Genomic DNA, 20,947 nt, shown 5'->3' with positions numbered 1-20,947 from the left:
GACTCAGCCCGCGTCGGCGGGCACGCGGTGGGCCTTGCGGTTCGCCATCGCGACCAGCACGCCCGATCCCGTCACCGTGATGTACGACGTGAGCACCGCGAGCGCGATCGGCACGGTCTCGACCGCGCCGAGGTCCATCATGAGCGCCGCCAGCATCACGAGCGTGAACGGAGCGGCGACGATCGCGCCGGGCAGTGCCGCAAAACCACAGCTGAACGCGAGTGCCACGGGCACGTCCGGCACCAGCAGGTGGATCGCGTAGCCATACGTCCCGCCCATGAACAGCATCGGGAAGAACGGCCCGCCGATGAACCCCGTCTCCATGCAGACAGCGAACGTGATCATCTTCGCCAGCACGACCACGAGGAGGAAGCCTGCGCCGAGGCTCGAGCCTGACTTGATCACCGTCTCGAGCTGGTCGCTCCCGGTGAACAGCGTCAGCGGGAGCACGACTGCCACCACTCCGAACACCAGCCCGCCGACCACCGGGCGCAGCACGGTCTTCCCCTCGAGCGGGGCGACCAGCTTGCGGACGACACCCGTGATGACTGCCAGGACGAGGGCCGCCACCGCCGCAGCGAGACCGAGCACGACGCCGCCGAGCAGGTGCCAGTCCTTGAAGTCGTACGAAGGCACGTCGTAGAGGCCGAGGAACGTCGTCCCCGCGATCGGGTAGAAGATCGCGAACGCCACCGTCGACGACACGAGCGACCCGAACACGATGTGGGTGAACCGGCGACGGTGCGGCTTGGCCAGCTCGAGCACGAGCAGCGTCGCGACGATCGGTGACGCGAGCAGACCGCCGTACGCACCCGAGATGCCGGTGAGCGTTGTCGCCTTCTGCATGTCCGGATCGGTACGCCGCTGGCCGACCAGGGTGCCGAGACCGCCGCCCATCGAGCCGAGCGCCGCCTCCGGACCGAGGCTGGCGCCGCCGACGAGCGACACCGCCGACACTGCGACCGTCCCCGGCACGCTTCTCGGCTCGACGTGCTCGTCCTCGAGCTCGTCGATGAGGCCCGGAGGGTGCTCGGGCATGTGCAGGAAGTGCCGGATGAGCCCGACGACCAGCCCGGTCGCGACGGTCACCGCGACCCACCACCAGTGGCCGCCCCACCACTCGTTGGTGGTCGGGTCCCCCCAGAAGTTGCCGTTCTCCACGACGAACAGGAACGCGAGTCCGCCGAAGGCCAGCACGACGCCGAAGACGACGGCGTCGCGGATGAGGCGCCAGAAGTCGCGCGACTGCGCGAGCGGAGCGATCTGAAGGGTGCCTGGTTGGTCCGCCACGAGCGCCTGCCTCCCCGCCGTCCGCGCGTCAGACGACGAGCGCCATCGTTGCACCTCCCCGCTCGGCCCGCGACACGCTGGCGATTCCCGACCGGGTGTGTGACTTCTCCTTCGTGAAACTAGACTTGGTCACTACACTTACCCGAGTCCATTCCCGCTCCGCCGAGGAGAACGCCGTGGCGACCACCCGCAGCACCCGACCATCGATCGTGATCGTGGGAGCAGGCGCCGCCGGCACGCTCGTCGCCCTGCACCTCGCGCGCACCGCCGGCCGACGTTCCACCGGCATCGACGTCGTGCTCGTCGATCCCGCCGACCGGTGGGGACGCGGCACGTCCTTCGGCACGCTCGACGACCAGCACCTCCTCAACGTCCCCGCAGCCGGCATGAGCGCGCTGCCCGAGGACCCGGCGCACTTCGTCGGCTGGCGGACACGCGAGGAGATCGACGGCGGAGACCCTGCGACGTTCGCTCGGCGCCGCCAGTACGCGCGCTACCTCGACGAGACGCTGACCGAGACCTATCAGGGTCCGCCCGGCGAGTTCGCCTCCCTGCACCACGTACGAGCGCGCGCGGTCAGCCTGCGCCGTACGGGTTCGGGCGCCGTCGTCGCGACCAGCGACGGTCGCGAGCTCGAGGCCGACGCCGTCGTGGTCGCGACCGGCCTCCCGGCCGCCGGCCACGCCTGGGCACCCGAGTCGCTGCGCAGCTCCGCGTTCTTCGTACCCGACCCGTGGGCAGCCGGTGCGCTCGACGTCGTACGCCGCGACCGCTCAGGGCCCGGCGACGTCCTCCTCGTCGGCACGGGCCTCACGATGGTCGACGTCACGCTCTCCCTCACCGACCAGGCCAACCGGTCCGACCGTGTCGTCCACGCGATATCCCGCCACGGGCGCCTCCCCCGTGCGCACGTGCCGGCGCTCAAGCTTGCGGCGATCCCGGACGTGTCGGAGTGGGGCACGTCGCTGAGCGACATCCGCGCGCAGGTCCGCCGGCACCTCGAGACGGTGGAGCGCGACAGCGGTGACTGGCGTCCGGCGGTCGATGGGCTGCGGTTCCAGGTCAGCGCGCTCTGGGGACGGCTCAGCGAGGAGGACCGCGCCGCGTTCCTCGCTTCCGACGCGGGCGCCTGGAACGTCCTCCGCCACCGCATGCCTCCGTCCAGCGCCACTCTCGTCGACGGGCTTCGCGACGCGGGGCGCCTCGTGCTGTCGGCGGGATCGGTGGTCGACGCCGAGCCGTTGCCGACCGGCGGGCTGCGGGTGCGGGTCGGCGGCAGAAGCGATGAGGGCAGCACCTCGTACGACGTGGGCTGGGTCGTGAATTGTACGGGTCCACAGGCCGACATCAGGCTCCTCGGCGACCCGTTCCTCGACGACCTGCTGCGGCCGCGTGGCGGCGCGTCGACCGCCGTCGTGTCGACCGCGGGCATGGGTTTCCGTACGGAGCAGGCGCGGCTCGTCGACTCCGAGGGGCGCACCGATGCTCCGCTGTGGACGCTCGGCGCGCTTCGACGCGGCGAGCTCTGGGAGTCGACGGCGGTTCCCGAGATCCGTAGCCAGGCGCTCGCCCTCTCCACCGCCGTGCTCGACGCGATCGCGCCGCTACCGCGCCGCCTTGCCGACGGACGCATCGTCAGCGGCCACCACCCGGCGGCACGTCCGCGCGATCCCCTCGGCCTGCCGATCTCGACCACGGCCGAGGCGGCGACCGCGTACAACGCCGGGCTCGAGCGGCTCATGCGGCTCCAGGACGACGTCGAGGTCCCGCTGCGCGAGGCCGTCGCGCTCGACCCGGACTTCGCTCTCGGTCACGCGACCCTCGCGCTCCTCGGTCACGAGGCGGGTGCCGACGCCGACGTCCAGGCCTCGCTCGAAGCCGCCTTGCAGGCGGTGCTCAAGCGCGGCGACGAGCGCGAGCGCAGCCTCGTCGACGTGGTCGCTCAACGCGTCAAGGACGTACGGCACCAGGGCGCTCGCGCATTGATGAACCACATCGCCGGACACCCGCGAGACATCCTGGCGGTCTCCGCTGCGGTGCCGACGATCGCCTTCTCCGGCGTCACCGACGTCCAGCAGGAGGCGTGGGACCTCGTCGAAGGACTCGCACCCGCGTACGGCGACCACTGGTGGTACATCTCGCTGCTGGCGTTCACCCGTCAGGATCAGAATCGCTTCGAGGAGGCGGGGCTGCTCGCCGAGAGTGCGCTGTCGTGCGAGCCGTCGTCGGGCCACGCCGTGCACGCGCAGACCCACGTCATGTACGAGACGGGCCAGCACGAGGGAGGCCGCGTCTGGCTCGACCACTGGGTCACCGAGAGCGGCCGGTCGGCCAGCCACCGCGCACACTTCTCCTGGCACGCGGCGCTGCACGAGCTCGCGCTCGGGGACACGGAGGCCGTACGCCGTCGGTACTACTCGCAGCTGGCCCCGCCGACCGTCACTGGCGTCCGCGCGCTCATCGACTCGGCGTCGCTGCTGTGGCGCTGGCGCCTGACCACGTCGGACTGGGATGCGGCCGTCAGCCGTGGCGTACCCGGTGCTGCCGGCGGCGCGTTCGACGGCGAGACGGCGCCGCCACCGATCGCCAGCGTCCTCGACGCCGTCGACCCGGCGATGGTGGATCGGCCGGAGACACCGTTCGTCGCGCTCCACGCGGCGATCGCGCTGGCCGCTTCCGAGCAGCCTTCGCGGCTCGCCGCGCTCGCGCAGCACTGCCGCCGGTCGGACGACGCCACGATGCGTTCGGTCGTCGCGACCGTGTGCGACGCGCTGCTCGCCGCCGCCGAGCGTCGGTGGGACGATGCCGCGACGCTTCTCGAGGACACCGTGCCCGTGCTCGCGAAGGTCGGCGGGTCTGCCGCTCAGCGCGAGATCGTCGAGGAGACGCTGCTGTTCTGCCTCGTCAGTGCGGGCCACGCCGAGCGCGCGCAGGCGCTGCTCGGTGCACGGCTGCACCGTCGCCCGTCCCCGCTCGACTCGCGCCGCGCGGGATCGCTGGTGACGCGGACGCCGACACCCGCCTGAGGCGGATTGAAACGGACACAGCGACACTCACGCCCACTGAGCGACGCGGATAGACGTCGCTCAGTGGGCGTAGGCGTCGCCGAGTGGTCTCGATCGCTTGTCCTGAGGAGCCCGAGCTTGCGAGGGCGTCTCGAAGGGCTTCACGCCTCGACCAGCGACCCACCCTCGCTGGTCGAGGAGGGCGAGGAACGAGCCCGTCTCGAGACCCGTCTCGAATCGCTTCGCGCCTCGACCAGCGGCACTCCCGTCGGTCGAGGAGGGCGAGAGACGAGCGCGTCTCAAGACCGCCGCTAGGGCGTGGGTGTTGCCGTCGGTTGGCCGACCTGGCCCTTGACACGGTCGAGGATGCGCGCCATCTCGTTGACCTGCGCCTGGTACTCGCCGAGATCGCCGGCCTCGAGCGCCTTCTGGGCGGCGTCGTACGCGGCGTCCGCCTGCTCGAGGAGCTGCTCCACGCTCTGCGGCGTCGGCGCCGGGGTCGGTGTGGCACCGCCGTCACCGTCACCGCCGGTGCCGCCCTCTTCAGGATCTGGCGCCGGCGCACCCTCGATGCCGAGCGCGACCCGCAACGCCTCGTCGAGGTCTGTGCCGAAGCCGATGCCCTCGCCGAACGACGCGATGACGAACTGGAGCACCGGATAGGAGCCCTCGGTCGCGCTACGTCTGATGTAGACCGGTTGGACGTACAGCAGTCCCTCGCCGACAGGCAGCGTCAGCAGGTTGCCGAACAGCACCTTGGTCTCGGCCGACTTGAACGGCAGCAAAGCCTGCGAGACGCGACTGTCGGCCTCGAACTTGTTGGCGACCTGGTTCGGGCCGTCCACCGTGGTGGCAGAGCCCAGCTGCAGGACTTGTAGCTTGCCGTAGTTCTCGGCGTCGCTCGCCTCCGAGTTCACCGACACGAACGAGGCCAGGTTCTGGCGGTTGTTCGGGAGGTACACGCTCGTCAGCGAGAACCGCGGCTCTTCCTCACCGGGACGCTGGATCGAGAGGTAGTACGGCGGCTGGAGCGCACCCTTGGCGGTCGGGTCCTCCGGGATCTTCCAGCGCTCGCCGCCCTCGTAGAAGGTCTGCGGCTCGGTGACGTGGTAGGCGCCGAGGATGTTGCGCTGCACCTTGAACATGTCGACCGGGTAGCGCAGGTGCTGGAGCAGGTCGGCGGAGATCTCGGACTTCGGCTTGACCGTGTCCGGGAAGACCTTCATCCAGGTCTTGAGGACTGGGTCCTCGGTGTCCCACTCGTACAGGTCGACCGTGCCGTCGTACGCGTCGACGACCGCCTTGACGGCGTTGCGCATGTAGTTGACCTGGTCCGACGGGAGCAGCGCCTGCGCTCCGGAGCCGGTGAGGGTGTCGGAGGTGGCCTCGTCGAGCGAGACCTTCTCGGAGTACGGGTAGTTCGACGACGTGGTGTAGCCGTCGATGATCCAGACGACGCGGCCGTCGACGACCGCGGGGTACGGGTCGCCGTCGATCGTCAGCCACGGCGCGACCTTGGAGACGCGGTCGCGCGGGTTGCGGTCGTACAGGATCTTGGAGTTCTCGTTGACACGGTTCGAGAGCACGATGTTGGGCTCGCTGAACTTCACGGCGTACAGCAGCTTGCGGAACATGCTGCCGATGCCGACGCCACCCTCACCGTCGTAGATGTTCTGGGTGGCCGTCTCGCCGTCGGCGTCGGCGGCCGCGGCGTCGGCATCGTCCGTGTCCTCTTCAGTGGTGCCGTTGCCGCGCGGGATGTCGACCTCGATCGGCTCGGCGCCGTCCGGGCGACCGACGATCGAGTACGACGGGGAGCCCTCGCCGAAGTAGATGCGCGGCTGCTTGTCGAGCTTGAGCTCGCCCACCGGCGGGATGTCGCGCTCGACCCAGACGGGCTCGCCCTGGCTGTCGCGCTGGTTGCCCTGCGCGGCGATCACGCCGTAGCCGTGGGTGTAGACGGTGTGGTCGTTGGCCCAGTTGCGCTGGTTGTCCGGCAGACCGGAGAGGTCGAGCTCGCGGGCGGCGATGACGATGTCCTGCGGGGTGTCGCTGCCCTCGATGGCGTAGCGGTCGACGTCGAGCGTCGGCGGGACGTTGTAGTAGCCACGGACCTGCTGCAGCTGCTCGAACGCGGGCGAGACCAGCGTCGGGTCGAGCAGGCGCGTGCTGACACGCGACTCCGCCGACTCGGTCAGCTGCTCGGGCGTCAGCGTCGTCTTGGCGTTGTAGTCGCGCACCTCGACGTCGGCGATGCCGTACGCGTCGCGCGTCGCCTCGATGTTCTTCGCGATGTAGGGCTCCTCGCGGTCCGGCTCGTCCGGGTTCACCTGGAACGACTGCATGATCGCGGGCCAGATGCCGCCGATCAGCACCGAGGTGAGGACGAGCAGCGCGAGGCTGATGCCGGGGAGGAGCCAGTTCTGCCAGATCGCGTTCGCGAAGAACAGGAGCGCGCACAGCAGGGAGACGGCGAGCAGGATGTTCTTGCTCGGGATGCGCGCGTTGGCGTCGGTGTAGGAGATGCCGGTGAGCAGGCTGCCGCTGTCGACCGAGAACCCGAAGCGGTCCAACCAGTACGCGAAGGCCTTCAGCAGCATGATCAGGCCGATGAGGATCGACAGGTGCGTCTGGGTCGCGCGCGATATGCGGCGGTTCTTGCCCGACAGCGAGATGCCGCCGTACACGTAGTAGACGAACGCCACGGCGAGCACGGACACGATCAGCAGCGCGAACCCGTACGCGGTCAGGAACCGCAGCCACGGGTAGTCGAAGACGAAGAACGAGATGTCGCGGCCGAACGTCGGGTCGTCGTTGCCGAACGAGGTGCCGTTGCGCCACATCAGGTATGTGCGCCACTGCCCGGCCGCCGACGATCCGGCGAAGAGCAGGAGCACCACGCCGAGCGCAGCCATCGCCGGCTTGCGGAGCGGGTGGATCGCGTCGCGGTAGCGGACGACCGGGTCGTTGGGACGGGCCATCGCCGGCGTCCTGGGACGCGCGCGGTACGCGAGCCACACGTTGAGCAGCACGACGGCGGCGAACAGCACACCGAACACGACGAACAGCAGCACCCGCGTGCTGAGCATCGTGGAGAACACGCTGGCGTAGTCGACCGAGCGGAACCACAGCCTGTCCGTCCACACACCGGTGAAGATCGCGCCCAGGAACAGCAGCGCGACCAACGTGATGATGGTGGGGATGAGGACACGTCGTCCTTGCCGGCCTACGTCAGGCTGAGGTCGGGCGGCGGCGGATCCTTCGCTCACGAGTCTCCTTCATTGGGTGTGCTCGCGCACGGCTGCGTTCCGGGATGCCAGTGTGCCAGGTCACTCCACAAGAGTCTGCCGAAGCATCGTCACGAGTCCCGGAACGAGATCCGGGCCCTCGGCGAGTGAATCGCTCCCGCGTGCCTCGACGATGCAGTGCGCCTGTCCGTCACGGGTGACGGCGACCGTCAGCCGCACCTCCTGGCGGTCGGGGTGCTCGGCGGCGAAGTCGACCACCGAGTCGTCCTCCGGGAGGGCGCCCTCGGCCTCCGGCGGAAGCATCAGGCGCTCCAGCACCACCGCCGTACCGTCGACCTGCGGCGGCCACACGATCTCGGACACGAAGTCCTCGAACGACCGCTCCATGGGGAGCTCGTCCTGCTCCACCGCGGTGTACGAGTCGTCGGCCTCGTCGGGGCCGACCCCCAGCTCGCGGGCGAGCGCCGGCTCGTCGGCGATCAGCGACGCCGTGCGCACGAGCGCGTACAGGCGCGGCGGCACGTCCCAGCCGGAGGACTGCGCGACCTCCGCGATCTCGAGCGCGGTCTCGCGGAGGGGGTTCGTGGGTGTCAGCTGCATGTCGGCACCTCGGCCTTCGGATCGTCGGAGAGCTTCTCGAGCGCATTGATGGCGTCGTCCAGCGTGGCGACCCGTACGAGTCGCATGCCGAAGTCGTCCGAGGCCGCCGCCTCTTCGCAGTTGCCGTCGGGGACCATGAACACGGTCGCGTCCGCGTCGGCAGCGCCGGCGAGCTTCTGCTGGATGCCACCGATCGGACCGACCGTGCCGGCGGCATCGATCGACCCGGTGCCGGCGATCGTCTCGCCGTCGGTGAGCGCGCCCGGGGTGAGCATGTCGTAGAGCGACAGCGCGAAGACCAGGCCGGCGCTCGGGCCGCCGATCGACGCGCCGAGGTTGTTGGTGATCGTGAACGGCAGCTCGACGTCGGAGCCGAGGCTCACGCCGATGCGTGCCTTCGTCGGGTCGTCGGGCGACTTCTCGGACGTCACCTCGACGGTCTTCGGCTTGTCGTCGCGTCGGATCTCGACCGTGATGACCGATCCGGGCTCCTGGGACGAGACGAGCGACACGGCCTGCTCCGTCCCGGTGACCTTCTTCCCGTCCACGCTCACGAGGACGTCACCGACCTCGAGCACGCCCGCGGACGGTCCGTCCTTGGCCACCGACGCGACCGTGACGACCGACTCGACCTCGTAGCCGGCCTCCGTGAGCGCCGCTGCCTCGGAGGTCAGCTGCGACGACTGCATCTGGACCGCGTTCTCCTGCTTCGACTCCTCGGCCGTCTGACCCTCGGGATAGACGAGGTCGCGCGGGACGACGGCCTCCTTGGGGTTCACGTACGCCATGACCGCCTGCGGCAGGCTCACGCGCGAGTCGGCACGGGTCACCGAGACCGTGGTCAGACGGATCTCGCCCTCGGTCGGGTACGTCTTGGCGCCCTCGATCTCGAGCACCGGCTTGTCGTCGTAGTCGCCGAGCGCGTCGACCGTCGGGCCCGGGCGCATCGTGACGTACGGGACGGGCAGCAGCATGGCCACCGCGAACAGGCTCACGACCAGCAGCCCGGCCGCAGCCAGGGTGGAAGTACGTCGAGTCATCGCTTCCCGTTCACCGGCCCCGAACGGCGTACGACGACACCGCTGGCGCGCTGGGGAGCCTGCCGTGCGTGGACCGCCTCGGGCAGCGGGCGGCGTACGGCGTCGCTGAACCGCGCGTACGCCGGGTCGCCGGGACCCCACGTACGGCCGGGGCGGGCGCCGCCGCGCGCTGACTCGTCGGCGCCGCGGCGGGCGTACCACGCTGCCCACACCATCGCGAGCGCCGTCACGGCGAGCGGCACCGCCAGCCACAGCAGGATCTTCACCCGCTCAGTCTAGGCACCCGGGCCGCACGGCCGCCCCAGGCGCGCCCCTACGGGGTGCCGACCCACTCGTCGGTGCCGTCGTCGAACAGCTGGTGCTTCCAGATCGGGACCTCGGCCTTCAGCCGCTCGATGAGCGCGCGGCACACCTCGAACGCCTCCGGCCGGTGCGGGGCGGACACCGCAGCCACGACTGCCAGCTCACCGACGTCGAGGTCACCGACCCGGTGCACCACCGCGACCCCTCGTACGGGCGTCCCGGCCGACACCTCGGTGGCCAGCGCCTGCAGGACCGGGAGGACCCGCGCGTGCGCCGAGTACTCGAGGCCGTCGACCTCCTTGCCGGAGTCGTGGTCACGGACAGCGCCGACGAAGAGCACGACCGCTCCGGCGGCGTCGTCGGCCACCGCGTCGTACACCTCGGAGATGTCGAGAGGCTCGTCCCGCACGTCGATCAACCGGAGTACATCGCTCATGGCGAACAAGCCTAGGGTGCCGCGGGCCTCGCGGGTACGTTGGAGACATGCCTGACGACGCGGACCGCCAGCCCGACGACCTTCCCGACGACCCGGAGGGGAAGCCGAGCGGCGACGACCGCACGCCCGATCACGGCATCGGGTTCGGCAAGGTCCCCGGTCCTTCCCAGGGCGGCGGCGACACCCCGGCCGGCAGCAACCCGTTCGCCGGGACCCCGATGGAGGGACTGTTCGGCGGGTTCGGCGAGATGTTCGGAGGCGGAGGCGGGCAGATGCCCGACATGAACCTCCTCATGCAGCAGATGCAGCGCATGTTCGCGCCCCACGAGGGCGCCGTGAACTGGGACCTCGCGACCGACGTGGCACGCCGTACGGTCGTCGCGTCGCCCGACCCGTCTCCGCTGAGCACCGAGTCGTCCGCCGTCGACGATGCGATGCGTCTCGCCGAGGTCTGGCTCGACACCGCGACCGACATCCCCGCCGCGTCCACGCGCTCCGTCGCGTGGAGCCGCTCGCAGTGGGTCGAGTCGACGATGCCGACCTGGCGCGCCATGGTCGAGCCGATCGCGGAGCACGTCGTCGCGGCGATGGGCAACGCGCTCCCCGAGGAGGCCAAGGCGATGGCCGGGCCCCTCGTCGGCATCCTCAACCAGGCCGGCGGCGCGATGTTCGGCAGCCAGGTCGGTCAGGCGATCGGCACGCTGGCGACCGAGGTCCTCTCCACCACCGACGTCGGTCTCCCCCTCGGGCCGGCCGGCGTCTCCGCACTCCTCCCGGCGAACGTCCGCGCGTTCGGCGAGGGCCTCGACCAGACCGACACCGACGTCTTCCTGTACGCCGCGCTGCGCGAGTGCGCGCACCAGCGGCTCTTCGCCCACGCCCCGTGGCTGCGCGGTCGGATGCTCGCGACGATCGAGGAGTTCGGCCGCGGCACGACGATCGACGTCTCCTCGATCGAGGAGAAGATGCGCGGCCTCGACCCCACCAACCTCGAAGCCGCCCAAGAGGCGCTCCAGGGTGGCCTCTTCGAGCCCGAGCGCACCCCGCAGCAGCAGGCGGTGCTGACCCGGCTCGAGGCGCTCCTCGCGTTCGTCGAGGGCTGGGTCGACGACGTCGTCACGCAGGCCACCGACGGCCGGATGCCGAGCGCCCCGGCGCTCCGCGAGGCGATGCGGCGACGCCGTGCAGCCGGCGGTCCGGCCGAGCAGACGTTCGCGGCGCTCGTCGGTCTCGAGCTGCGTCCCCGCCGACTCCGCGACGCCGCGGCCCTGTGGGCGGCGCTGCGCGACCGCCGTGGGGCCGAGGCACGTGACGCCGTCTGGTCGCACCCCGACCTGATGCCGACGCCTGCTGACCTCGACGACCCGCTCGGCTTCGCGTACGGCGACGACGACGTGGCGCAGAGCACCAGCGACGCCGACTTCGACGCCGCGCTCGCGGACCTGCTCGACGGCGGGACGCCTGATGCCGACAAGACGGACGGCAACGCTCCGGCCGACGGGTCTGGCGACGGCGACGAGGGTGCTGGCGACGAGGGTGCTGGCGGCGAGGGCGAAGGCCGCCCCGGCTCCGACCGTTGAGCCTGCACTCCGACGCGTACGCCGTCCTGTCCGGCTGGGCCGCGCCCGACGCCGAGCAGGACGCGCTGCGCGAGGACTACCTGGCGCACCTGCGCGACCGGCCCGACGCGCTCCAACGCACCTGCCTGCCGCACCACCTGACGGCGAGCGCACTCATCGTGTCGGCAGACGGCTCGCAGGTGCTGCTGACGCTCCACCGCAAGCTCCAGCGATGGCTCCAGACCGGCGGGCACTGCGAGGACGGTGACGTCACCGTGCGCGGGGCGGCGCTGCGCGAAGCCACCGAGGAGTCCGGCATCGCGGGGCTCGACGTCGACCCGGAGCCGCTGCGCCTCGACCGCCACAGCCTCGTCTGCGGCGGACGCGACGACGCCCAGCACCTCGACGTCCAGATGCTGGCCGTCGCCGCGACCGGCGCCGTACCCGCGATCAGTGACGAGTCGCTCGACCTCGCCTGGTTCGACGTGGATGCGCTCCCGGACACGGACGACTCCGTACGCGCGCTGGTCGCCGCCGCGCAGTCGCGCCTCGCCCTGGCCTGACGCTGCCGTTCCGCGCCGCCCCGCCGCCACGCCGCTTCCGCCCCGCTTCGCCGCCACGTCCGCTCCCCGTTTGAGGTGTTCACACCCGATGGGGCGCGATCGCACCCCATATCTTCGGTGCGATCGCCGCGCTTGAGGTGTGAGCACCCCAAACGGGGGGGCGTGAGGGGCAGGCGCGGCGGCCGGAGACGCGTGCGGGGCTACGCGGTGACGGTGATCGGTGACCCCGCGTGGACGAGGCGCCAGTCGAGCGACGCGAACAGCGCCGGATCGATGGTGCCGACCTCCGTGACCCAGTCGATCAGCAGCTGCCGGATCTCCACCTGCGCGTTGTAGACGACCGGCGCGGTCTTGACGCCCGGGAAGTTGCCGCCACCGGACTGGCGGTAGTTGTTGATCGCGATCACGAACCGCTGGTCCGCAGCCACCGGTGCCCCGCCGTACGCGAGCCCGACCACGCGCGAACCGACCGGCTGCGCGAGGTCGATGTCGTAGGTCAACGCGGCGTCGAGGCCGCCCATGATGTCGTAGTTGTAGTCCGGCGTGCCGTTCGGCGCGGTGTCGGTCACGGCGTTGGTGACCTGGCTCGACGGGAACGGCCCGGTGCCCGAGACCGGCTTGAAGTAGCGGGCCGAGAACTCGAGGTACGCCTTGACCTCCGCCCCGGTGAACACGATGCCGAGCAGCGTGTTGTCGTAGATGTAGAGCCCCGCCACGTCGCGTACGGAGACCTCACCCGCGGGGATCGCCGCCGCACGGTTGAACGGGGCCGCGATGCTCAGCATCGGGAGATCGGCCTCGGGCGTGCCGGCGATCGCCTTCTTGACCGCGTCGGCCTGCACGTAGTTGATGAAGTCGATCGCCGCGGTGTCCTCCCACGGCGCCGTCGCCGCCGACATGGCCGTGAGCGACGTGCCGATCACCGAGTTGACGTAGGTGACGACCTTCTCGTGGTCGGCCGTCAGCATCTTCACGATCTCCGGGTCCTCGGCCACCGTGTTGGCGTTGAGCACCTGCGAGGTGACGCCGACGACCTCATAGCCCGACCCGCGCCGCTTGCGCTTGACCGTGACGTCGATCGCCGACAGCCGCATGCCCCACCGCAGCGGCTCGGTCAGGATGACGTCCTTGCCGGTCGCCTTGTTCTTGACGATCCGCTGTCCGATCTCGACGTGCGCGTGGCCGACCAGGATCGCGTCGATGCCGGGCACCTCCTCGGCGACCAGGCTCGAGGAGTTCTCCGGGTACGGGAGGGCGTCGCCGTACGAGGAAGACGTGTCGGCACCGGAGTGCGCGGAGACGATCACCACGTCCGCACCCGCGCGGCGCATCTTGGGGACCCAGTGCTTGGCCACCTCGACGAGGCCCGGGAACACCATCTTGCCCTCGACGTTGGCCTTGTCCCAGATCGCGATGCCCGGGTTGGTGAGCCCGAGGATGCCGACGCGGATCGTCTCGCGCCCGACCCGCACCTTCTTGATGACGAACGGCGGGAACACCGGCAGACCGGTCACCGCGTCCTGAGCGTTGGCGCCGAGCAGCGGGAAGTCGCACTGCCGCTCGAACGTGCGGAGCAGCGGGATGCCGTAGTTGAACTCATGGTTGCCGAGCGCGGCGGCGTCGTAGCCGATCGCGTTCATCGCGCGGGCCATCGGGTGCACGACCTTGCGGCCGATCGGCTCGATCTTGGCGTAGTAGTACGCGAGTGAGGTGCCCTGGAGCGTGTCTCCGGCGTCAATGAGCAGCGGACACGGAGAGGTGTGGCCCTCGCGCATCGCGTCGACGAGCGTCGAGATCTTGGCGAGGCCGATGTCGTTCGAGGCCGAGTCGGTGTATTCGGCGTTCTTGAAGTAGTCCCAGTTGAAGACGTTGCCGTGCAGGTCGGTCGTGCCGAGGACGGTGAAGGTCGTGGTGCCACGACCGCCGTGACCGTGACCGTGGCCGTGGCCCTTGCCGTGGGCGGACGCGGGTGCCGCGTAGCCGGCGGCGGCCAGCGCCGCAGCGGCGGCGGATCCGGTGATGACGGTGCGGCGTCGAAGCGGGTGCGACGGCGAGGCCGCACCGGGCTCGAGCTGCGGCTCTGGGTTGTGCTGCGCAGTCATGGGGCTCCTCCGGGGGCGGGCACATCTGATGGGCCCATCTTCACCCCAGGTCGCCAGAACCGCGTCGGCAGAACCTGACGGGATCTGGTCAGATCTCCGGCACCTCCCTCCAGTCGGGCTCAGCCCACCAATGGGACAGCCTTCAGTCGGGCTCAGCCCTCCCAGTCCTCGTCCGTCTTCCACGCGGCGCCCGCGGCGACGCCTTCGAGGAAGCCGCGGGCACGCTCCGTGCGCGGGTAGCGCTCGACGTACGCCCAGAACTCGGGCCCGTGGTGCGGCACGAGGAGGTGGACGAGCTCGTGGAGGAGGACGTAGTCGATCACCCAGTCGGGCAGGTCGCGCAGCCGGCTCGACAGGCGGATGGTGCGGTCCTCGGGCGTGCACGACCCCCAGCGTCGCTTCTGGTTGTCGACCCACCGCACGCTCGCCGCGTCAGCGGCACCGTCGAGGAACTCCGCGCTGAGCGCGTCGGCTCGGGCGTGGAGGTCGGTGTCGTCGAGCCGCGTACGGCGCTCGCGCTTCTCGATCTTGGCCACCATCGTCTCGACCCAGCGCTTCTCCTCGGCACGCGAGAAGCCGGCCGGCATGAGGATGACGATGCGGTCTCCGTCGCGGTACGCCTGGACAGACTTGCGTCTGCGGGCGCTGCGGCGGATCTCCACCTGGGGCGAGGCGGTCGTGGGACCCGACGTCCGGTCGAGGGGGGAGGCCATGACGCCACGGTACGCCTGCCGCGGGGACGAATTTTCTGTGTCCACAGGTGATCCAGGGCGTTCTGGCAGGTCACAGGCTGTGCAGAAGCTGCGACCGCTCACGACGTCCCCCCGTTGTGCACCGGTCGCCACACGATCTCCACAGCCTTCCTCGGCGGTTCCCACAGGGTTTCCCCAGGGTTGTCCACAGGCGTGGACAACGACACGCGACTTGGGATTGCCGACCTCACGAGGTCGACCTAGCGTGGCGTGAGATCGGGTCCTGGCCGGGCTGGGCGTCGGCAAGGGGAAGGCAGGCGGCTGGCCTGGCCGGGACCACCTCGTGCGGAGTCTGTGGATCGTCGACCCACCTGTGGACGGCGTCCCTCCGCACTCCGTTCCTCGGGCAGGGTGGACCGACCCCCTCGCCCACCATGCCCGAGGAGCACCCCGGATGAAGCCCTTGCTCCGCCCCGGCAGCACGGTCGTGCGCCGTAGCGCCCATGCTCTGCAGGTCGGCACCGTCCCCGGCTCGGCGGTCGTCGTGACCGACAGCTCAGGGGTCTCCGAGGTGCTCCGCTCGGCCGACGGCACCCGAGACCTCTTCACCATCGCGGCGACGTCGGGCGTGCCGGTCGACGAGCTCGTCCAGGCCGCCGACGCGCTCGTGCGGGCCGGGGCGGTGGTCGACGCGGAGTGGTGGGACGACGTCCGCGGCGACGCGCTGATCGGCGAAGCACGTGCACTCGCGATCGGCGGCATCACCCGTACGGAGGTCAGCGCGCGCCTCGCGACCCGGGCCTCCGCGCCGGTCGAGATCACCTGCGAACCCCACACCGAGCAGCTCGCCCACCGCCTCCGGCGAGTCCTCACCGACGCGGGCGTGTCCGCGACGCTCGGCCCCGTCGACCTGCCCGCGCTGGTGGTCGTGATCTCTGCCGGGCCGGGCCCACGGGAGGCGCTCGACGTCCTGACCGGCGCCGGCATCCCCCACCTCCCGGTCGTGCAGGAGGCCCACCACCTGCGCCTCGGCCCCCTCGTACGCCCCGGGCTGACGCCCTGCGTCCGCTGCGACGACGTGGACCGGGCTGGCTACGACCCGGCGTGGCCCGTGCTTCTCGAACAGCTCTCGCGGCCCATCGCCCAGGCTCCGCTCTCGCACCCGCACGCGTTCGACGCGCTCAGCGGCCACGCGATGGCGGTCGAGCTGGCCGCCACCGTCCTCGCCTACTGCGACGGGCGGCCGACCGACGTCGACGGCGCTGTGGTCATCCTCGGCGACGACCGGCGTACGAGCCCGCCCTCCCCCGTGGCGCTCCAGCCGGACTGCCCCTGCCAGATCCTCTCGGTCGGCTCGGGGTTCGACCGCCGTGTCCGGGTTGCCCGAGGTGTCAGAATGACGGCATGAGCGACGGCGGCAGCATGTCCGACGACCGCGCCGGCACCGGTGGCGATCAGCCCCGCAAGGGCAACCGCGATTCCGGTGTCCCCCAGCGGTCCATCGCGCGCGCGGCCAAGCTCGCGTCGCTGCCGATCGGGTTCGCCGGCCGTACGACCCTCGGCATGGGCCGCCGGCTCGTCGGGGCGCCCGCCAACGCCGTCCTGACCGAGGTGCAGATCCGCACCGCCGAGCAGATCTTCGCCGTCCTCGGAGAGCTCAAGGGCGGCGCCATGAAGTTCGGTCAGGCCATGAGCGTGTACGAGGCGGCCATGCCGCCCGAGCTCGTCGAGCCGTACCGCAACGCCTTCACCCGGCTGCAGGACGACGCCCCGCCGATGCCCACGTCGACGGTGCACCGGATCTTCGCCGGCGAGCTCGGCCCGCGGTGGCGGGAGCAGCTGATCGAGCTCGACGAGCTGCCCGCCGCCGCGGCGTCGATCGGCCAGGTCCACCGAGGACGCTGGTACGACGGCCGCGAGGTCGCGGTCAAGGTGCAGTACCCGGGCGCGGCCGGAGCGATGCGCAGCGACCTGCGTCAGATCGGGCGGCTGAGCCGGCTGTTCGCGATCGCCTTCCCGTCGATCGACGTCAAGCCGTTGGCCGAGGAACTGGCCGAACGCGTCCGCGAGGAGCTCGACTACGGCCTGGAGGCTCAGGCGCAGCGCGAGTTCGCGGCGGCGTTCGCCGACGACCCGCAGATCGTGGTCCCCGACGTCGTGACCCACACCGAGACGATCCTCATCACGACGTGGATGGAGTCCAAGGGTTCCCTCGCCCAGGTGATCACCGACGGCCTACCCAGCGAGCGCGACCACTACGGCGAGCTGTTCGCCCGGTTCCTGTTCGCCGGACCCACCCGCGCCGGCATGCTCCACGCCGACCCGCACCCCGGCAACTATCGGGTGATCGGCGACGGGCGGCTCGGCGTCGTCGACTTCGGCGCGGTCGCCCGCGTCCCGGGCGGACTCCCACCGGTGATCGGGCGGCTCCTGCGCGCGGCGGTCGACGACGACTACGGGACCGTCGTCGACGGCCTGCGCACGGAGGGCTTCCTCAAGCCCGGTGTCCGGATCGACGAGGAGATCATCCGCTCCTACCTCGAGCCCTTCGTCGAGCCGGCTCGCCACGACCTCTTCACGTTCGACCGCGACTGGATGCGTGAGCAGGCGCTGCGCATCTCACGTCCGGCGCGCGAGGGCCTCGGCACTGCGATGAAGATCAACCTGCCTCCCTCGTACCTGCTCATCCACCGTGTCTGGAGCGGTGGCCTCGCCATCCTCAGCCAGCTCGGCGCCACCGCGCCGTTCCGCGGGATCCTCGAGGAGAGCCTGCCCGGCTTCGCCGACTGACGGTCGCTCAGGCGGCAAACAGCCCTGGGCGAGAAGCAGAACGGGCGGCACCCCGCGTGCGCGGGGGCCGCCCGTTTCTCGGGTGGGGCTAGAGCATCCGGGCGAGCCGGATGCGCGCGCCGTACGCAGCGCGTACGAGGCGATCGAACATCGTGGAGCTCCTTCAGCATGTCTGTGACTCCGTCAGGCGACGGCGTCCTTGCGCGGACGGCCCCGCGGGCGCTTGCGGGGGATGACGGTGCCCTTGAGGAAGAGCTCGCCACCCCACACGCCCCACGGCTCCCCCCGCTCGAGAGCGCCCGCCAGGCACTCGCGTCGGATCGGGCACTCGAGGCAGAGTGCTTTTGCGTCCTCGACGCCTGCGGGCGTCTCGGCGAACCAGAGCTCGGGATCGTTGGCGTGGCACGGGATCGTCGTGTGCTGCACCGAGTGCTCGAGCACGGCGGTCGTCATGGTTTCTCCTGGTCATGAGAGAGGCGGTTGCTGGTGGTGGGGCAACGCGACCTGCCGATAAACGACAGAAAGGCCGCGGATCCCGGGTGTGGGTTCCGCGGCCTGAGTGGCGTCTGATCAACCGTTAGGTCGAATCAGGACTCCGGCGGGCAGATCCCGGGGACTTGTGCTTCATGGCGGTCGGCGACGTGAGGTCGGCGGCAGGCATAAACCACCCGAGGGCTCGCGTACGCGACGTGACGACATAGGTGCCACAGACACCCACGCCGTTGATGTTGATCGCTGTCATATCCATCACGCGTACGCTCCTCTCTCAGTTCGTTCCGGGGCTGACGAATCAAAACCCTACGCTGCCCCTGCGACAAGGCGCAAACCAATTAACGCCATGTTTGCGAAATATTTTTCAAGCCCGATCAGGCCGACCCGCACAGCGCGAGAACCTCGGCGCCGTACTTCTCGAGCTTGGTGCGTCCGACCCCCGGCACCTTGAGAAGGTCGGTCGGCTCCTGCGGCTTCGCCTCTGCGATGGCGGTGAGCGTGGCGTCGGTGAACACCACGTAGGCGGGGACCTTCTGGGCGGTCGCCTGCTCGCTGCGCCATCCGCGGAGGCGCTCGAACAGCTCCTCGTCGTAGTTGGACGGACAGTCGAGACAGCGACCCAGCTTGCGCTCTGCCCCCGTCGTCAGGACGGTGTCGCAGGTGCGACACCGGGCGATCGAGCGTTCCTTGCGCGTCCGGCGGCTCCGTGACGCGCCTGACGACATCTGCTCGTCGGCCGGGCGCAGACCGTCGAGGAACCGGGTCGGACGGCGGTTGCCGCGGCCTCCCGGGGTGCGTGCGAGCGACCACGAGATCTCGAGCCGGTCGCGAGCGCGGGTGACGCCGACGTAGAAGAGACGCCGCTCCTCCTCGACCGCCGTGTCGTCGGTCGCGTACGTGATCGGGACCGTGCCCTCCTGCATGCCGACGAGGAAGACAGCCTCCCACTCGAGACCCTTCGCGGCGTGCAGCGTCGTGAGCGTGACGCCCTCGGCGATCGGGGCGTGCGCGTGCTTGGCGCGGCGGTCGAGGTCGTCGACGAGCGCCGCAAGGTCGGCGTCGGGCTGCGCCGCCTGCAGGTCGGTGGCCATCGAGACGACGGCGTGCAGCGACTCCCACCGGTCGCGCTGGGCTCCTGCGGTGGTCGGCGCGGTCTCGGTGTAGCCCATGGACGCCAGGACGGTGCGGACGTCGGGGACCAGCCCGTCCTCCCCCGCATCACCGCTGCGCGCCTGGCCACGCAGCAGGGTCACCGCCTGGCGGACCTCAGGCCGGTCGAAGAAGCGCTCGACACCGCGCAGGACGTACGGGAGGTTGCGCGCGGCCAGCGCTTCCTCGTACGCCTCGGACTGGGCGTTGGTCCGGAAGAGGATGGCGACGTCACGCAGGTGGGTGCCGCCCGCCCGGAGCTGGAGGATCTGGGCGGCGACCGACTCGGCCTCGGCAACCTCGTCGGGGTGCGGGGTGTAGGTGACCCCGACCCCGGCGTCGCGCTGCGCGCGGAGGACCACGCCGTCGCGGCCCGCCCGTGCGAACACCGCGTTGGCGGCGGCAACGACCTGCGGGGTTGAGCGGTAGTTGCGGACGAGCTCGATGCGCTGCGCGCCGGGGTGGTGCTTGGAGAACTCGCGCAGGTGCTTGGGCGAGGCGCCGGCGAACGAGTAGATGGTCTGCTGCGGATCGCCCACCACGCAGATGTCGTGGCGCCCGCCGAGCCACTGGTCGAGGAGCGCGGCCTGCAGGGGATTGACGTCTTGGTACTCGTCGACGACGAGCCACCTGTACTGCCGGCGGATCTCAGCGCTCACCCGCTCGTGCTCGGCGAGCATCGAGACCGTGCAGAGCAGCACGTCCTCCATGTCCATTCGGCCGCGATCGCGCTTGACCTCCTCGTAGGCGGCCATGACGCGCGACACCGTCGCGTCGTCGACCGCGTCGAGGCCGCGGTGGGCGTCGGGCGCCAGCTTGGGGTAGTCGTCGGGGCGGACGTTGGAGACCTTCGCCCACTCGATCTCGGCCGCGAGGTCTCGCAGCAGCGCCGAGTCGGTCTGGACGCGACAGCGCTTCGCTGCCTCGGCCACCAGCGGGATCTTGGACGCGATCAGCTCGGGCAGCCCCGTGCCGTACAGCTTGGGCCAGAAGTAGCCGAGCTGCCGCAGGGCGGCGGCGTGGAAGGTGCGCGCCTGGACCCCGTCGGCGCCGAGCTGACGCAGCCGCCCACGCATCTCGCCCGCAGCCCGTGCGGTGAAGGTCACCGCCAGCACCTCGGTCGGCTTGTAGACCCCGGTCGCCGCGCCGTACGCGATGCGGTGCGTGATCGCGCGCGTCTTGCCGGTCCCGGCGCCCGCGATGACGCAGACCGGGCCGCGCAGCGCCAGGGCGACCTCTCGCTGCTCGGGATCGAGGGCGTCGAGCAAGGTGTCGGCGGACGGCACGGATCTCCTCGGGGGTCTGTGGCCGGGCGCGCTGGGCTGCACCCGATCGTCGGAATAGGCTGGCCGCCGCACAGCGTTGTCTCGTACGGCGGCGACCGTTCCGCCACCCAGCGTAGTTGGAGAGAAGGACACGAATGTCGGCCACGTTCACGATGTACTCGACACCTTGGTGTGGATACTGCAAGCGCCTCAAGAGTCAGCTCGACCGTGAGGGCATCGCGTTCGCCGAGGTCGACATCGAGCAGGACGAGGACGCCGCGTTCGTCGTCGAGCGCGCCAACGGTGGCAACCAGACCGTGCCGACGCTCGTCTTCGCGGACGGCTCCGCGCTGACGAACCCGTCGGTCGCTCAGGTCAAGGCCCAGCTCGCCGCGCTCAACGTCTGAGGCGTC

General features: G+C 70.7%; 16 protein-coding genes. 6 read left to right on the top strand and 10 right to left on the bottom strand.

Going from position 1 to position 20,947, the window contains the following annotated elements; genetic code table 11:
- Positions 1 to 3: 3 nt before the first annotated feature.
- Complete coding sequence (locus tag AB3M34_RS06525) at positions 4 to 1,290, bottom strand: chloride channel protein (protein ID WP_370618356.1); 1,287 nt, start codon at positions 1,288 to 1,290, stop codon at positions 4 to 6.
- Between the two features lie 176 nt (positions 1,291 to 1,466).
- On the opposite strand from AB3M34_RS06525, the gene AB3M34_RS06520 reads away from it, so the two are divergent.
- Positions 1,467 to 4,316 carry an FAD/NAD(P)-binding protein gene (locus tag AB3M34_RS06520; RefSeq protein ID WP_370618355.1) on the top strand — a complete coding sequence of 950 codons (2,850 nt, stop codon included), beginning with the start codon at positions 1,467 to 1,469 and terminating at the stop codon, positions 4,314 to 4,316.
- Positions 4,317 to 4,606: 290 nt separating this feature from the next.
- Here the strand turns inward: AB3M34_RS06520 and AB3M34_RS06515 are convergent, their stop codons facing one another.
- Genes AB3M34_RS06515 through AB3M34_RS06495 form a run of 5 tightly spaced genes read right to left on the bottom strand, consistent with a single transcriptional unit; the run spans position 4,607 to position 9,922 of the window.
- Positions 4,607 to 7,564 (bottom strand): UPF0182 family protein, encoded by a 2,958-nt coding sequence (locus AB3M34_RS06515; RefSeq protein ID WP_370618353.1) that lies wholly within the window; start codon positions 7,562 to 7,564, stop codon positions 4,607 to 4,609.
- A gap of 60 nt (positions 7,565 to 7,624) precedes the next feature.
- Positions 7,625 to 8,143, bottom strand: coding sequence for a PPA1309 family protein (locus tag AB3M34_RS06510; protein ID WP_370618351.1), 519 nt, complete (start codon positions 8,141 to 8,143; stop codon positions 7,625 to 7,627).
- The gene (locus AB3M34_RS06505; protein ID WP_370618349.1) at positions 8,134 to 9,183 is read right to left on the bottom strand and encodes a YlbL family protein; all 1,050 of its coding nucleotides are present in this window, start codon (positions 9,181 to 9,183) and stop codon (positions 8,134 to 8,136) included. The genes AB3M34_RS06510 and AB3M34_RS06505 overlap by 10 nt, the downstream gene beginning before the upstream one ends.
- Positions 9,180 to 9,449 (bottom strand): hypothetical protein, encoded by a 270-nt coding sequence (locus AB3M34_RS06500; protein WP_370618347.1) that lies wholly within the window; start codon positions 9,447 to 9,449, stop codon positions 9,180 to 9,182. Before AB3M34_RS06500 ends, AB3M34_RS06505 begins: the two co-directional genes overlap by 4 nt.
- A gap of 47 nt (positions 9,450 to 9,496) precedes the next feature.
- Positions 9,497 to 9,922 carry a molybdenum cofactor biosynthesis protein MoaE gene (locus AB3M34_RS06495; protein WP_370618345.1) on the bottom strand — a complete coding sequence of 142 codons (426 nt, stop codon included), beginning with the start codon at positions 9,920 to 9,922 and terminating at the stop codon, positions 9,497 to 9,499.
- Positions 9,923 to 9,969: 47 nt separating this feature from the next.
- Between AB3M34_RS06495 and AB3M34_RS06490 the strand changes: the two genes are divergently transcribed.
- Both AB3M34_RS06490 and AB3M34_RS06485 read left to right on the top strand, forming a co-directional pair.
- Positions 9,970 to 11,502, top strand: coding sequence for a zinc-dependent metalloprotease (locus AB3M34_RS06490; protein WP_370618343.1), 1,533 nt, complete (start codon positions 9,970 to 9,972; stop codon positions 11,500 to 11,502).
- The gene (locus AB3M34_RS06485; RefSeq protein ID WP_370618341.1) at positions 11,499 to 12,044 is read left to right on the top strand and encodes an NUDIX hydrolase; all 546 of its coding nucleotides are present in this window, start codon (positions 11,499 to 11,501) and stop codon (positions 12,042 to 12,044) included. Before AB3M34_RS06490 ends, AB3M34_RS06485 begins: the two co-directional genes overlap by 4 nt.
- Positions 12,045 to 12,244: 200 nt before the next feature.
- Here the strand turns inward: AB3M34_RS06485 and AB3M34_RS06480 are convergent, their stop codons facing one another.
- Positions 12,245 to 14,146 (bottom strand): bifunctional metallophosphatase/5'-nucleotidase, encoded by a 1,902-nt coding sequence (locus AB3M34_RS06480; RefSeq protein WP_370618339.1) that lies wholly within the window; start codon positions 14,144 to 14,146, stop codon positions 12,245 to 12,247.
- A 152-nt stretch (positions 14,147 to 14,298) separates the two neighbouring features.
- A complete protein-coding gene (locus tag AB3M34_RS06475; protein ID WP_370618337.1) occupies positions 14,299 to 14,859 on the bottom strand; it encodes a M48 family metallopeptidase in 561 nt (186 codons plus the stop codon).
- 433 nt (positions 14,860 to 15,292) lie between these two features.
- Between AB3M34_RS06475 and AB3M34_RS06470 the strand changes: the two genes are divergently transcribed.
- Complete coding sequence (locus tag AB3M34_RS06470; protein ID WP_370618335.1) at positions 15,293 to 16,246, top strand: hypothetical protein; 954 nt, start codon at positions 15,293 to 15,295, stop codon at positions 16,244 to 16,246.
- Positions 16,243 to 17,628, top strand: coding sequence for an ABC1 kinase family protein (locus AB3M34_RS06465; protein ID WP_370618333.1), 1,386 nt, complete (start codon positions 16,243 to 16,245; stop codon positions 17,626 to 17,628). Before AB3M34_RS06470 ends, AB3M34_RS06465 begins: the two co-directional genes overlap by 4 nt.
- Before the next feature lie 183 nt (positions 17,629 to 17,811).
- Here AB3M34_RS06465 and AB3M34_RS06460 read toward each other — a convergent pair whose 3' ends face one another.
- Together AB3M34_RS06460 and AB3M34_RS06455 are read right to left on the bottom strand one after the other, a co-directional pair.
- Positions 17,812 to 18,081 carry a WhiB family transcriptional regulator gene (locus AB3M34_RS06460; RefSeq protein WP_370618331.1) on the bottom strand — a complete coding sequence of 90 codons (270 nt, stop codon included), beginning with the start codon at positions 18,079 to 18,081 and terminating at the stop codon, positions 17,812 to 17,814.
- Positions 18,082 to 18,494: 413 nt separating this feature from the next.
- Positions 18,495 to 20,555: an ATP-dependent DNA helicase UvrD2 gene (locus AB3M34_RS06455; protein WP_370618329.1), complete on the bottom strand. Its 2,061-nt coding sequence runs from the start codon at positions 20,553 to 20,555 to the stop codon at positions 18,495 to 18,497.
- A gap of 134 nt (positions 20,556 to 20,689) precedes the next feature.
- Between AB3M34_RS06455 and AB3M34_RS06450 the strand changes: the two genes are divergently transcribed.
- On the top strand, positions 20,690 to 20,941 hold the full coding sequence (locus AB3M34_RS06450; RefSeq protein ID WP_370618327.1) for a mycoredoxin: 252 nt from the start codon (positions 20,690 to 20,692) through the stop codon (positions 20,939 to 20,941).
- Positions 20,942 to 20,947: the final 6 nt, after the last annotated feature.

It is taken from the genome of Mumia sp. Pv4-285 (genome assembly GCF_041320275.1).
GTDB classification, from domain to species: Bacteria; Actinomycetota; Actinomycetes; order Propionibacteriales; family Nocardioidaceae; genus Mumia; species Mumia qirimensis.
This window is presented reverse-complemented; position numbering and strand designations above follow the sequence as displayed.